This is a genomic window from Halobacteriovorax sp. RZ-2 (genome assembly GCF_043196685.1).
Taxonomy (GTDB): domain Bacteria; phylum Bdellovibrionota; class Bacteriovoracia; order Bacteriovoracales; family Bacteriovoracaceae; genus Halobacteriovorax_A.
In genome coordinates, this window is record NZ_JBEBMR010000001.1 from 1,078,048 (window position 1) to 1,092,310 (window position 14,263).

12 protein-coding genes and 1 tRNA gene are annotated in these 14,263 nt (G+C 36.0%); 5 read left to right on the plus strand and 8 right to left on the minus strand.

The genetic code is table 11. The features are described 5' to 3' along the window. The first annotated feature begins 7 nt into the window (after positions 1 to 7). Both ABMA78_RS05090 and ABMA78_RS05095 read left to right on the plus strand, forming a co-directional pair. Complete coding sequence (locus ABMA78_RS05090) at positions 8 to 1,156, plus strand: cysteine desulfurase family protein (RefSeq protein WP_392857668.1); 1,149 nt, start codon at positions 8 to 10, stop codon at positions 1,154 to 1,156. A gap of 51 nt (positions 1,157 to 1,207) precedes the next feature. Then, complete coding sequence (locus ABMA78_RS05095; RefSeq protein WP_392857670.1) at positions 1,208 to 2,236, plus strand: hypothetical protein; 1,029 nt, start codon at positions 1,208 to 1,210, stop codon at positions 2,234 to 2,236. On the opposite strand, the gene ABMA78_RS05100 is transcribed toward ABMA78_RS05095, so the two are convergent. Continuing rightward, positions 2,231 to 3,022, minus strand: coding sequence for a hypothetical protein (locus ABMA78_RS05100; protein ID WP_392857673.1), 792 nt, complete (start codon positions 3,020 to 3,022; stop codon positions 2,231 to 2,233). The two genes, ABMA78_RS05095 and ABMA78_RS05100, sit on opposite strands and share 6 nt — an antisense overlap. Next, positions 3,022 to 4,191: a hypothetical protein gene (locus tag ABMA78_RS05105; RefSeq protein ID WP_392857674.1), complete on the minus strand. Its 1,170-nt coding sequence runs from the start codon at positions 4,189 to 4,191 to the stop codon at positions 3,022 to 3,024. Before ABMA78_RS05105 ends, ABMA78_RS05100 begins: the two co-directional genes overlap by 1 nt. Before the next feature lie 81 nt (positions 4,192 to 4,272). Between ABMA78_RS05105 and ABMA78_RS05110 the strand changes: the two genes are divergently transcribed. Next, positions 4,273 to 6,471, plus strand: coding sequence for a hypothetical protein (locus ABMA78_RS05110; protein WP_392857676.1), 2,199 nt, complete (start codon positions 4,273 to 4,275; stop codon positions 6,469 to 6,471). An 83-nt stretch (positions 6,472 to 6,554) separates the two neighbouring features. Continuing rightward, on the plus strand, positions 6,555 to 7,640 hold the full coding sequence (locus ABMA78_RS05115) for an RluA family pseudouridine synthase (protein ID WP_392857679.1): 1,086 nt from the start codon (positions 6,555 to 6,557) through the stop codon (positions 7,638 to 7,640). Here the strand turns inward: ABMA78_RS05115 and ABMA78_RS05120 are convergent. Together ABMA78_RS05120 and ABMA78_RS05125 are read right to left on the minus strand one after the other, a co-directional pair. Further along, positions 7,603 to 8,331, minus strand: coding sequence for an HAD family hydrolase (locus ABMA78_RS05120; RefSeq protein WP_392857681.1), 729 nt, complete (start codon positions 8,329 to 8,331; stop codon positions 7,603 to 7,605). The two genes, ABMA78_RS05115 and ABMA78_RS05120, sit on opposite strands and share 38 nt — an antisense overlap. Positions 8,332 to 8,401: 70 nt before the next feature. Beyond that, entirely contained in the window at positions 8,402 to 9,004 is a 603-nt protein-coding gene (locus tag ABMA78_RS05125) for a hypothetical protein (RefSeq protein WP_021266294.1), read from the minus strand. A 162-nt stretch (positions 9,005 to 9,166) separates the two neighbouring features. Between ABMA78_RS05125 and ABMA78_RS05130 the strand changes: the two genes are divergently transcribed. After that, positions 9,167 to 9,242, plus strand: a tRNA-His gene (locus ABMA78_RS05130). 153 nt (positions 9,243 to 9,395) lie between these two features. On the opposite strand, the gene ABMA78_RS05135 is transcribed toward ABMA78_RS05130, so the two are convergent. The 4 genes from ABMA78_RS05135 to ABMA78_RS05150 all read right to left on the minus strand — a co-directional run bounded on the left by ABMA78_RS05135 (position 9,396) and on the right by ABMA78_RS05150 (position 14,097). After that, entirely contained in the window at positions 9,396 to 10,976 is a 1,581-nt protein-coding gene (locus ABMA78_RS05135; RefSeq protein WP_392857683.1) for a hypothetical protein, read from the minus strand. Further along, complete coding sequence (locus tag ABMA78_RS05140; protein ID WP_392857684.1) at positions 10,969 to 11,715, minus strand: TIGR02147 family protein; 747 nt, start codon at positions 11,713 to 11,715, stop codon at positions 10,969 to 10,971. Before ABMA78_RS05140 ends, ABMA78_RS05135 begins: the two co-directional genes overlap by 8 nt. 483 nt (positions 11,716 to 12,198) lie before the next feature. Continuing rightward, entirely contained in the window at positions 12,199 to 13,173 is a 975-nt protein-coding gene (locus ABMA78_RS05145) for a hypothetical protein (RefSeq protein WP_392857687.1), read from the minus strand. Positions 13,174 to 13,347: 174 nt separating this feature from the next. Beyond that, on the minus strand, positions 13,348 to 14,097 hold the full coding sequence (locus ABMA78_RS05150) for a hypothetical protein (RefSeq protein WP_392857690.1): 750 nt from the start codon (positions 14,095 to 14,097) through the stop codon (positions 13,348 to 13,350). Between the last annotated feature and the right edge of the window lie 166 nt (positions 14,098 to 14,263).

The window sequence follows — 14,263 nt, forward strand, 5'->3', positions numbered from 1 at the left end:
GGACAACATGCAAGAGATTTACGCTGATTACAATGGAAGTGCTCCAATTTGTAATGAAGTTAAAGAGTATATTATCAACCGACTTAATAAGGGGCCATTTGCTAACCCAAATGCCACTCACCACGTCGGCACTCGCGTAAAAGTTGCTATGGAGAATGCTCGTTCAGTTTGTGCCAAGCTTTTAGGTGCGCACATGAGTCAGCTAGTTTTTAACTCTGGTTCAACTGAAGGGATCTCTACTGTTTTTCAGTCTATTCTTTTAAATAATACAAAAAAGAAAATTATCATCTCAGGAATTGAGCACTCAGCGGTAAGCAACAATGCTCAATTCTATGCTGAGAATTTTGGTTGTGAAGTTTACACACTTCAAACAAAGCCAAATGGTATCGTTGATATTGAAGACCTTATCAATCATATCGACGACAATACTGCACTTGTTGCAGTTATGGCCGCCAATAATGAAACTGGTGTTATCCAGCCTTATAATGACATTGCAAAAATCTGCCAAGAACAAGGAGTCGCTTACCTTTGTGACACGACTCAATTTATAGGAAAAACTTGTTTTAACTTTGAAGAGTCAGGTATTGATTATGCAGTCGTAGCTGGTCACAAAATTGGTGGAATGACTGGTTCAGGTATTCTAATTGCAAAAGACCCAACGACTTTAAAGCCACTTATCATTGGTGGCGGTCAAGAGAAAGGTCTACGTGGTGGAACGCAGAACTACCTAGGTAATGAAACTCTTGCAGTAGCACTTACTTATTCGATGAATAACCTACAAAAGCACGATGCTATTAATAGCAAACGTGAAGAGTTTGAAAAAAATATAAAAGCTAAATTTCCACAAGTTGTTATCATTGGTGAAGAAGCGCCAAGACTTTCTTCAACAACATATCTTTCATATCCAGGAATCCACGGACAAGCTGTTCAGATGGAGCTTGAGTCAGAAGGAATTTATGTAACAACTTCATCAGCATGTTCTGACAATAATCCTCAGACATCTAAAGTTCTTAAGGCCATGGGAGTAACTGACGATATTGGTCGTGGCGTGGTGAGAATTTCTTTAGGGCTATGTAACGAACCGGCCCTCTATGATAGAATTGAAAATGCACTTACAATTGCATATGAAAAACTATCAAAAATTAAAAGCTACTAAGGCTTGAGAAGTTACTAGAACTTGAAAAAAAACAAACTACTAATATCTATATTGATACTTATCGGAGTTATCACTTCTTGTAGTGATAGCTCTCGAAAGTATAGCTATATGAAAGCTGAAAAGAGCTTTCTGTCTAAAAAAGACTCAGACACTATCTACTTTGCTTATACTTCTAACTTAAATTCAAAAGTTGAGTCTCATAATGATGAATTGATTGTTTCTTCAAAGATTCAATTCGGTGGAGATGCACTTCTTTATAAGTTCATTTCGGCCCTTAGAGAGAAGCTTAGTAACCTTATTTTAATTGATGGTGGTCAGATTCTAGAAAAAGAATATGACCTGGCCGGTGAGTTAATCCTTAACCAAATGGCCAACTTTAATTACGATGCAATTTTATTATCTGATCATGAGTTAATTAATTTAAAAAATAATCTACTTCCAAGAGAGCTTCCATTTGTGAACTCTAACCTTATCTCCCTCGATACGAACTCGACTTTTACTCAATATGGAAACCAAGAATATATCATTAAGGAAGTCGGTGGAATTAAAGTAGGAATCATTGGACTTACACCTTATAAGCCAAAACTAAAGAAAGAAGATGGCCTAGAAGGTATCCTTTTTGACGATATTGTCGCTAGAGTTATTGAAATCAAAAAACAGCTTCGAGGAAAAACCGATCTTAATATTGCGCTCCTACACTCTCACACAGAGTGCAGCGATAAGATTGATTACAAGTTTAAGAATTGCTCTCTAGATAAGGAAGCAACCGAGAAGATACTTAAGCGACTCCCACCAGATACATTTGATTTAATTTTTACAGGAAATAGTTTTGAGCCTCATATGCAAGTATCGGGCTATCCTATTATCTCAAACCTTGGACACGGTGAATTTATCACTCTCGTTATGTTTAATAAGAAGACTAAAGAAGTAAAAGCAGAACAAATTAGAGTTTGCTCTCATTTCTACCAGGCCGTTGATAGCTGCTATATTGATCCAGAAGATATTGATGCTATTAAGAATGTTAGAAAGTCTCGTCTAAAGCTTAAGCCTGCTACTGTCTTTGGCAAAGAAATCTTATAGGCAAATTAGAATTCCCTCATCATTACAAAATGTACTTAGTCCCGGTGAGCAAAATCCCGCTGGAGAACCATTGAAGCATAAAGACGGCAGCTTCGTATCAAGAACCTTATAGCCTCGAGGACAAGCTGGTTGGTTCTTCGTCCCACACTTATCCTTTCCACAATACTTACTTCCACCTTGCGCACAATTGAAGTCGACAACTTCGTAACTTCCTTCCTCACAAAGATCACACTTATACTTCACCACATCCTTACATTCGATATTTACACCATGGCAAAGGGTTCCACTTTTTAGTGTTTTAGTTTTTAAGTAATCCAAACCACCATTAACGTAGACATTACCAAAGAATGATTTCTTTAGCTGGTTATTAAAAGGAGCAAATTTTTTTGAGACAGAATGATTAAGTAGAGGATAATTAAAACTTTCTCCATCAATGATAAGACTAAGCTTTATCTTTTCTTGGACATGAAGATTCATTTTAAAGTCTTTAATTCCCTCTTTCGAATAAATTGCATCATCGCTAAAGCTACACTTCCCTGCTTGTCTTTTTGTGATTCGAGACTCTCCAAGAGATTTGTTAAATGGGGTTTTATAGAAGTAGCAATACTTATTAAAGGTAAAAAGAAGAAGCCACGTATTCTTTGGTTCATAAACTCCCTTACTACCTTGATAGAGTTCATTCATTTCAAAATTTGTTGTAAAGGCCAGCTCATTTGCAAAGTCAAACTTCTCTTGCTGACACGACAAAAGGCCAAAAAGAAGAAATATACTTAGAATAATCTTCATTACAATGTCCTCATACAACGAAAAGCAATCTTATACTCAGGGCCAATCTCTCTAGAGGTAAAGGGATCAAATGCAATATTATTAAGGCCAAAACCTTCTCCATCCCAATAGCCTCGCATCCCCGTTTGATGAGCTTTTTGATGCCAGCTAAAGTAGAATGAGGCCAATTTGATATTTTCACTAGGATGAATAATATTTCTTAAATACTCCAGTGGACCACCAAAGACTTCATAAACACCGGCCCAAGAAACATTTCTGCTATCTTTTTGAATATAGTTTTGATCAAGGCATTCGCTTGAATAATCTTTTTCACAAAGCTTAAGCCTTTCTTCTTTTGTGATCTCATCGATATGAAACTCTTTCATGCGTTGAATTTCATTTAGAAGAGTTTTGGTGTTCTTTCTCTCCCATGGATAGAAAGGAGCTCTTAAGTATTTTGTTGTCGTATCATTAAGATCTTCAGGATGAATTGAAACAGCATCAAAGACACGGGCACTTAAAATTGATTTTCCTTGAAAAGAACAATAGGCTTCCATTTCATCAATTGATAGGCCGTAGGCATAAGAGTACTTATTTCTCTCTTTTATTTTCTCGGCCGCTTGCTGGGCCAGTTTATGCTTAGAAGCCTTCGCCCAATTTAGAACTTCCCAATTTTGAACATGGTACTTATCAACAAAAATATTGCGATTGAAGTTATCCCATGAAATTGTCACATCCCTCTTATTGGCCAAGAATGGATAATATCTTTGTGGTACGTAAACTTCCTGACAGCTATCCACGAAGCTAAGCTTAAGATCTTCACTAAAGCCTTCGGCCTTGACTGTATAGTCGTAGTAGCGATAACTAGGCATCTGATGGTAGCGGTAACTCCCTTTCATCGTAATTGGTACTAATTTCTTATTAATATGGACATTAACGAGCTTCTTTTCGAGTAAGCAGGCCATATACTCAGGAAAGCATTGATAGTACTGGTCATCGACATAGCTAAGTTTCTTACACATCCCCTCTTTATCAAGGTGTGCATTCTCCCATTCAAACTTCAATGTTTTAACAATTTCGATAATTTCTTCGTTTGAAAGCTTAGGTCCTAAGTTTTTCTTCGTAAAAAACCAATACCCGAGTCCAACACTCAGAATAAGAATGGAAGTAAAGATTATTTTTTTAAACATTTCTCACTTATATGTAACACCCAATCAATGGTAAAATTATAACTAGAAATCCCTTATGTTAAAAGGATTCAAAGGAAGATTATGGATTGGTTAGATAGTTTAAATGATTTAGAAGTTAACGGAAATGAAACAATGTCATTTTTTGACTACTACGAACTCTTTAAAAAATTTCCAGACAGAGAATTAAGACCAACTTCGGCCTATCTTCAGGACATGGTGGATTACTTTGGGCGTGATGATCAGGGACATCTTAATGTTTTTCAAAAAGATGACCAAGATGCCCCAGCAGTTTTTGGCCAATACAAAATCGAAGAAAAAATAATTGAGCAATTAAGAAACTTCGCGGAAGAAGGATTCAATAACAAATTCCTTCTACTCGTTGGCCCAAATGGATCTTCAAAAAGCTCACTTGTTAAGCGTCTAATGAAAGGTGCTGAAGACTATTCGAAAACTGATGAAGGCGCCCTTTACACTTTTAGCTGGATCTTCCCAATCAACACTGTCGTAAAAGGAAACCTTGGGCTAAACCAATCTCACGCTTCAGTTAACTTAAATTCATATGCTTTATTAGAAGACAAAGATATCTCGGCCATCTTGGCCTCTGAGCTTAAGGATCACCCACTTCTTCTTATTCCAAAAGAAGTGAGAAAGGATCTTATTCACTCAGCGTTTAATGATCAGCCAGAGAAATTAGAAGAGATTGAAAAGTCGTATCTAGTACGTGGCGATCTCTCAAAAAGAAATCGTATGATCTATGATGCTCTTTTAAAAAATTATAAAGGAAAGCACGAAGAAGTTCTAAAGCATATTCGCGTTGAGCGTTATACAGTTTCTCGTCGCTACTCTCGTAGTGCAGTGACAATTGAGCCACAACTACATGTTGATGCAAAGATGCAGCAGATTACAATGGATCAAAGGCTGGCATCTTTACCTCCATCACTACAGTCATTAAACCTCTTTCAAATGTCAGGTGAAACGATTCATGCAAACCGCGGAATTCTAGAATACTCTGATCTACTAAAGAGACCACTTGATACTTTCAAGTACCTTCTTATGACAATGGAATCCGGTTCAATCAATCTTGGTGGGATTCTAACAGAGCTTGATATCTTCTTTATTGGAACATCAAATGAAGTTCACTTAACAGCTTTTAAACAACACCCTGACTTTAATTCATTTAAAGGACGTTTTACATTTATTCGCGTCCCTTATCTACTCGACTATAAGTGCGAAATGGATATCTATAAGAAACAAATTGATAGTATCAAAGACCGTACCCGCTTTGAGCCAGGATCACTTTCGGCCATCGCAAAATTTTCAGTCATGACAAGGATTCGCTCATGTATGAGTAAGCACTATGAGGACAATAAGAAGTTATCTGCGATTGTGACGACTCTTAATCCTCTTGAGAAATGTGCACTTTACTCAAGTGATCGCCAGCTTCCAGCGCACCTTAATGTTGAAGAGGCCCAACTTCTAAAACACAATATTTCGAAGGTTGAATCTGAATTTGAATTCGATAATCTGTATGAAGGTAAATTTGGTATCTCACCTCGCGATATTAAAAATATGATCTATCGCCTGGCCGATTTAAATAAAGATATTACATTTATTGAAGTTCTTGATTACTTTAAAAGAATTATTAATAAGAAGTCTGAGTATGATTTCTTAAATATGTCTGCTCATGGTGACTATCACAACCCTCAGAAATTTATTGAATTAATTAATGAAGACTGCCTTGATCAATTTGATCGTCAGTTAAGAGGATGTCTAGGTCTTGTTGATGATCGTTCATACGAAGATTATTTAAAGAAATATATCCAAAATATCAATGCGCTTATTAAGGGCGAAAAGATCAAGAATGAAGTAACTGGTAAATATGAAGAAGGTGACACTTACCAAATTAAAGAATTTGAAAACAATATTTCTTTAAAAGAAGACCCTGCAACATTCCGTTCACATCTTATCTCTAAACTGGGAGCTTGGTACTTGGACAACCCAGGACAGCAAGTTGATTATCTAAAGATCTTTCCTGATGTTGTGGATCGTCTCAAAGAATCATTTAGACAAGAGCAAGAGAAGGTTATTAAGAATATTTCTAAGAACTTAGTCTTCTTTGAAGCTGAAAAGAGTGGCAAAGACGTACAAGGTCATATTCCACTAAAAGAAGATATCAAGAAAGAGATTCAACAAATCCTAGATAATCTTCAAACAACTTATGGTTATTCACAGAATGGATCATTTGCGCTAATAAAGTATCTAATTAAAGAACGTTACTAGAAGGTTCCAGCAGACTTTTACGTAAGCAATGCGTTAATCTTAATGCTATGCTTACGTAAAAGTCTGCTGGAACCTAAGAAATTATGGCCATTCTCAATAAGAAATTTACAACGCAAGTATATGAAGTCACATACTATGTTGAGGAAACTCAGCATGGTATGAGACTGGATCAATATTTGCAGATCTATCTTGAGACTTGGTCACGCCAAGAAGTAAAGAAACGTATCAAGGCCGGCGATGTGAAAATCATTGGCCGTCCAGGAAAACATCGACCTTCAACAACTCTCCACTACAAAGAAAGAATCTTCTTCAAGATCGAAAGAACGACACAAGAGGATGAGTACTGGCGTGGTGAACTAATTGAACTCGATGAGAGGCCAGAGATTATCTTTGAAGACAAAGAGCTTATTGTGATGAATAAGCCTCCTTATATGGCCTGCCACCCTACTGGCCGCCACCTCTTCTACTGTGCAACAGTTATGTTTGAAGAGAAGTATGAAAAGACCATTCACTCGATTCACAGACTTGATCGCGAAACGTCAGGGGTTATGATGCTTGGAAAGGAGCCTCAGATTGCAAATCTTATGGGCGAGGAATTCATCCATGATCGTGTAAAGAAATGCTACTTCTTTATTGCCAAGGCAAATGAAGATTACAAAGGTGAGATCGAATTCTTTTCAGACGAGCGTCTTGGAGCTTCAGAGGAAGGACTTAAAAGAGTTTATATCGACTCTTACCCTGAAGATTCCCATGAAGGTAAACACGCCTACACAGACTTTAAGGTTTTATTTAAAGAAGGCGACTATGTCATTGGTCTGGCCTTTCCTCAAACAGGACGCCAGCACCAAATTCGTGTTCACGCCATGCTTAGAGGCCTACCACTTGTTGGTGATAAACTTTATCTTGGTTCATTTGAAATGTTCCAACGCTTTAAAGACAATCTTGCGAGTCCTGAAGAATATGATCAGATGGAGCATAACCGCCACTGCCTTCACGCGATTGGACTTAAGCTTCATTACAAGGGTGAAGATCGCATGTATATCTCCTCTCTACCAAAAGACTTCATTCCTTTAATTAAAGAGAGATTTTCAACTCCTGTTGAAGAAATTGAATCGACGATAAAAGACGCTGCTAAAGATTATTTTTCAGGTAGCTTAAAACCCCGCTAGGCCCTGCATTCTCACTTCCTTCAAGAATTACATGAGGCTTAACTGCAAGCTTATCGAGTACTGATTTAATATTTGAAACACCGATTGATGTCTTCACTTTATCAAACATTGATTGGTCATTAAGACTATCGCCAAAGTAGATTGCATCTTCGGCCATATTTAAATTTGGGTAGAATTTGTTGAAGAGAACCTTTGTTGCATTTGCCTTTGAAAGATTTCCACACCAAAAGTTTAAGTGCACATTTGATGTTGAGTAGTTAATTCCCTCTTCATCCATAAGATGGCAAATTTCATTTTTAAATTTATCATCTTCAAGATCACATAACTCAATAGCACGATCAGCAACTCTTCCAAGTGAATCACTTGTTAAATAAAGGTTAGGATATTTTTCTTTAAGCTTTATACAAAAGGCTTCAAGCTTTGCTAATTCACTTTCAGGTACAAGAAATTCATTTTGAATAAGCCCTGCTTTATCACGCCAACTAATTGCTCCCCCACCTTCTGAGATAACAATAGGAAGTGAAGTAAAGTGAGTGATAAGAAAGTGTGCCCAAGAAATTGAGCGGCCAGTAACAATGACAAAAGGAACTTTCTTCTCATCTGCTAATTTTAAAATATCGAAAAGCTCACTACTCATCTCAGTATGGTGAGTAAGTGTTCCATCAAAATCAGAGAGAATAATTTTTGTCATTGGATAGTCCTGTTAATTAAAAAGGCGACTCTAGGCCGCCTTCTTAGTTATATATAATTTCTGAAAGATATTATAGTGGAAACGATACACCAGCAAGGAATGCAGTGAATGAATCCTTAAGTCCAACTTGAACTTCCATTGTTCCGTTTAGGTGCTTGAAACCTTCGATTGGAAGTTGGCCGTTGATACCAGTGTTAAGACTGATTGTTGTATCATAAGTTTTAGTGTCACCATTTAGTGAAAGTCCAACTGGTAGTGAAGCATATGGATAAGCTTCTTTACCCCAGAAAGAGAATCCCTTAGTAACAGTTGGTGCCATTGAGATTTTTGTGATCCCTTGGTCAAACTCAGTTGAACGCTCAAGAATCCCTTTCACAGAAACTCTTGGTTGTTGCATATAATCTGGATAGATTTCATAGTCAGCACCAACAAATAGTCTTTGTGAACGCTCACCACCTGAGATACCAATCCCACCGTCAACGATTAATTTTTCATCTAGTTTTTGAGTGTAACGAACTTGCATACCCATTCCGCCTTTATCAGACGTAATTCCAGTAAGTTCCGTTGCAATTTGCTTGCTTCCGCTAAGCATTGGCATTGTTGATTGACCAATCCCGTAAGCAAAAATTGAAGCTTGTGAAAGCATCATTAGTGATAGAAATACCTTTTTCATATATCCTTCCTAGTTTTTTGGTAACTTCACTAATCATTTTAATGCCTTGGGGCATTTATATGCAAGATATTCCTAGGACGCTTCGCACAAACCTTACACATTATGCAATTAAGTGTTGACTCATAAGGCCCAAGCATTTATAAATAATTCCACATTCTTATGGTGACCGTAGTTCAGTTGGTAGAGCGCCAGATTGTGATTCTGGTTGTCGTGGGTTCGAGCCCCATCGGTCACCCCATAAAAAAAAGCCCCTTCGAAAGAAGGGGCTTTTTTTTTATATGTGGAGAATGATTGGGTTTTGTAGCAACGACAAAGTCGTGGGTGGCCCTCACGATGAGGGTCCCCCGCGAGGCCACGATGGCCGCAAAGCGGGGTCACCAGCTCTGCATACCTAGTAACAACCTTCAATAAAATTCTCATTCTCATTAAGACAAAACCTGTAATATGGTTTCCAATTGATTGTTCGGCCATCCACCATCTTGAAGTTAAATGAATTATAGTTTTCATGGATAGCTGACGCTATTTTACCATTATCATGAAACTTAATTTCACCATCCAAAACAATTTCCTTCCCTTGTAAGACAGTTTCCATGCTATCAATGCGTCCACTTATTAAATTACCTAGATCATTGAACTCTACTTGACCAGTAAACTCAAACGATCTATCTGCTAAACCTACATTTACAGAGGACTCTGTTTTCACTAACTTTGCAATCTCACCCTCGTGAAAAGTAACCTCACTTAAGGTTTCAAATGAAATGCCATTAAACTCAAGATCTCTAGCTTCTCCAAAATTTATTTTTTTAAAACCAAGGTTTGTCTTTAAGCTAAATGAATTAACAGGGTTCCATTTATTTTGAAAAAACAAGAGCCCACCAGCCCTATCAGAAGGAGATGAACAAGTGAAATCAACGACCTTCCCCATTGAGATTTTCAGCTTCATTTCTCTTTTTCCAGAACATATTAGATTAGTTGACGATAAATTTAAATTAACTTCACCATCTGTATCAATATTTTTTAAGTTACCATTTTCATTAAATACAATTCTCCAAATGTCTCCATTCAGTATTACCAAACCAAGATCATTTAATTTAAACTTCAATGGGTTATTTACAGAAAAGTATCCCACTTCCTTTATCTGTGAATTCTTGTAGAATGAGATCGTCTGTGCAGGAAAGTCTATCTCATTACTTCCAATCTTTATTTTTTGATTTTCTTTGTAAGACTCTGCATACCCACTTTTTAACTTGAAATCATTATAAAATGTTAAACCATTTTCTCTTCTAGTACCGTTCCTCCAAGAAAAGAGCGAGAAAGTTACCCCATGTGCATCGAAGTGACGAAAGTCAATTGACTTAATTAACTCAACGTAATCTCTCAGTGATTGGGATGAGAAACTATTCGTACTCAAACGAGCGTTTAAATACCTCGCAGAAATAGAGTTTGTGTGACCAGAAATGTTTACAGCTTCTCGAAGAATTAGCTCATGCAAGATTGCTGAAGCCTTAGAGGTATTATCCATCAAGTCCCATAATTTTTTATCTATGGTATACCTTTTTTGGCCTGGAAACCTTGGAGTCCTCTGAACAATAACTTGCTCCAAAGAACATGAAGCAGGTATTCGACCATCAATAGTGTCAGGAACATCAATTAAGTTATCTAAAGTAAATTCGGTTTCAGAGTAAAATGAGTTGAACCAATTTCTGTACAATTTTTTTCGGCTCGGGTTTATATCTTCAAGTCGATTTATTGCTAGCTCAACTTTTCTTTCTACATTTAATGTCTCGGCTCCAAGATCAATATTTAATCCATAAACAGCTTTAGCCTCATATAGGTCATAGAATTGCACATAGGTCTTTCCATCTGCCTTAGTGCACAGTACACCATCTCCACCATTTCCTGTCTCATGCCCTGCATACACCGCTCTTGATGTGATAATAAACAAAAATAACAATAAAACCTTTCTATTCATTTTCGATCTCCTTACGCTTCCTACTTAAAGGGAATAATTGAACTGACAATTTATAAACTTCTTTTTTACTTCCAGTTTCGAGTTTCTTAGACAATCGCTTTCTAAACGACTTAATCATCTTTTTTGCTTCATCGATTTTAGAGGGGTCGATGGCCATTGTAACAGTTGAAAAATCCCTCTCTTCAATTGGATCATTGAGAACGGAATTCATAGCGAGTTCTAGAGTTTGAACTGTATGATTCTTTAATGAAACATTTAAGATATCTGTAGGTGTTTTATATTGGATGCCTGATGCTTCATAGCTTCCATCTTTGTTTTCCACTAACATCTCAAGTTTTATAAGCCTATCTAGAGCGAGCTTTGCTTCTCTCCGTGAAATATTTAATCTCTTCGATATCCATTCAGGCTGTGCTTTAAAATTTGGAATTTCGGCCAAAGATAGAATCGCAAAGTAATACCAATCAGAAATGGCCTTAAAATAGTCCAATGACAAATTAGGTTCTTCTTTAGCATTCGAACCTGACAATATTTTCTCCGACTCGATAGGATTAACTCCAAGACCAGACAAAATTTTTTGTCCCATTTTTTTTGTAATAGCTCTTTTTCCATTCAATATCTCAGATAAAGCTGAAACTTGAATGCCTAACCTATTAGAATATGCCCTCAGCGAATAAGATGGATTCTTTGCCCTTGCATTTGCAAATTCATTTGAAAGTCTTTCTATTATCTCGTTTTGCATAAGAAGATTTTTGCAGATAAAAAATAGAACCACAACAGATTTTAGAACAAAGTGTTCTGTTTAGCTTTTAGAACACAGAAATATTGTTCAATCATTTTCCATTACGTATTATTTTTTGCCACAGCCGGATGTGACGCTACGATAGCCGCAAATCAGGTCACCAACTCTGCATGTCCACTATAATGTTCAAATATACTAACGCTTACTTTAAGTATCTAATTAGAGGGTATTTTCAGATCTAAACGTATCTTTCAATGCGTTCCATTTTCGTAATCAAAAGAAGTGGTATTATATTTTAATCTCTGTTTTCATAACTGTAATAATCGGAAACATTAGCTACTATTGCTTTACTATGGTTACAAATAATTAATGGTGTTTATTGAAAAGATAAGTATGAATGAGATATCTCTGCGGTACCATGTAATTAAAACATTATATAAATTGGAAACTTTATTAGATGGCCTGGTTATTAATCTAAAAAATCTACCTAAATTTATGTATCTTCTCCATAAACATATTCGATACCTTCGCTATATTGGATTCTTCTATAAATGAATTACAACAAAAGAACTCCTCGAGTCCCTCTTTCTTTATAATTTCGAGAAAGTCCTTTTGATCAACTTTAAAGTCAACAAATGAATAGTCTTCTTTTAGTGCTAACATAGCCCAAGGACTAAGAATAAATTCGCTAACCTGTCCATCACTTAAAGTGAATAAGCCTAAAAGCTTATGAGGGTACATTCCTCCCGCAAGTATATATTCATTATGATGGTCATTGTACCAATTAACCTCAAAACAATCTTTTAATTCTGACTGTAGCTCTACTCCTGTCTTAAACTGGTGACTCTTTTCCTTTAGGGGCATAATATATACATAGACTACACCATTTTTACCATTCTCTGAGCTTGCGAATGATATAGATGTTTTTATTTCAGAAGATAATGAAATAAAAGAAGATGTATCTTTAAAACCTATATTATCATTTCCTTTATTATGTAAAAATAATAACAAAAGCATTCTAAGAGAATTTTTCTGAACTGTATCCAAAGAGGCGAACCTACACTTATCAATTTTGAATGTTCCAGAAACTGGATGACTCAATCTAGATTTCATCTTAATCACGTCTTCTGATTTTTTTAATAAATCCTTCAATTCCTTATCTATATTTTCTTTATCAAAGGGGCGAAACTTATCTTTAGTCCCTCTTAAGAAACTTTCTGCTTTTTTACCAACACAAAAAATATATCCCAACTTATTTTGTATAATCTCCTTCATTTCATCATTATCAAAAGGCTCTCCTCTAAAGGTAAGAAGATAGTCCTCAATAGCTTCGACATGTTCTAAAAGGCTTAATAACTTTTGTATCTCTTTGTATTCCATGAGCTCATAATTACTATATCCATCTTTCGTAAGTGGGAATCTAATGGGAATTTTTTTTAAAATCTCTTTAAGTATCATCTTCAACCTCTATACAAACGCTTACCGATCATGAATTAACATACTAACTAACAATTTTTGTATGTCATCGTCACTTTCTAGTTTTGTAGGAAATTTCATCATATTTAGAACTTTGATAACTTGTTGATAAGATGGTTTATGAAAAGCTAAGATTCAAACTACCATTATTCAACTTTATTGATAGATACTTTTAATATCAGTGACCGGAATTGAGACGACATCCTCAGGATTATCTATGTCAAAAATATCAACACGACTCCCATCAGGAGATAGAGCAATTTCACCATCAAAGTTTTCACCAGTCTTTAGCTCTACTGTGACAAATTCGCCCTCAAATAATTTTACGTCTTGTCGTATTTTTTTGGTTTCCTTAGCAGGGTCAATGATCGAGACATCGTAGATTTTCTCATAAGCAAAAGTCATTTTTCTGCCATCTTTAACTGATGTAAAGTTTAGAGTCTTCTCACCTATTTCAAAATCAGAACCAACGATATTAGAAAAGTCATAACCGTTATGATAGTGGATATTAGCTTGCTGCCCTTGTATTTTACTAATATCATCTTCGAGAAGCTTCTTATAGATTTCTATTTCACTCAGAACATCGTTATTTATTTTTTCGACCTCAGAATAGCTAATAAGGTAGTTCCCTTCTTTTGAATTAACTTGAAATCCACCACGAGAGTAAGTAGCTATTTTACCTTCTATATTACGGCCATCTGTCATTAGAATACTGACATCACGTCCTACTTTGACATCATAATTTTTCAATAGCCCCTTTAAAGCATGAAAGCAATTACCGATAGGATTAAATGATGCCGTTGAACGTGATACATTAGAACTTTGATTAGAGGCATACCAAACAGCACTAAAAGAAATTGCAATAGCAATAAAACTTCGAATAAGTTTAGCGTTTTCTGATTTCATACAAAACTTATCGGATACTTGGGCCTAGAACTTTAAAGTATAAGAGACTGATATTATGAAAAAAATCCTCGTCATCGGAACATCAGGAAGTGGAAAAACCATTCTTTCAACTTGAGCGAGAAGATGCAAGATCAAGAATATAAGCATCTAAGCTTTCATCATTTAA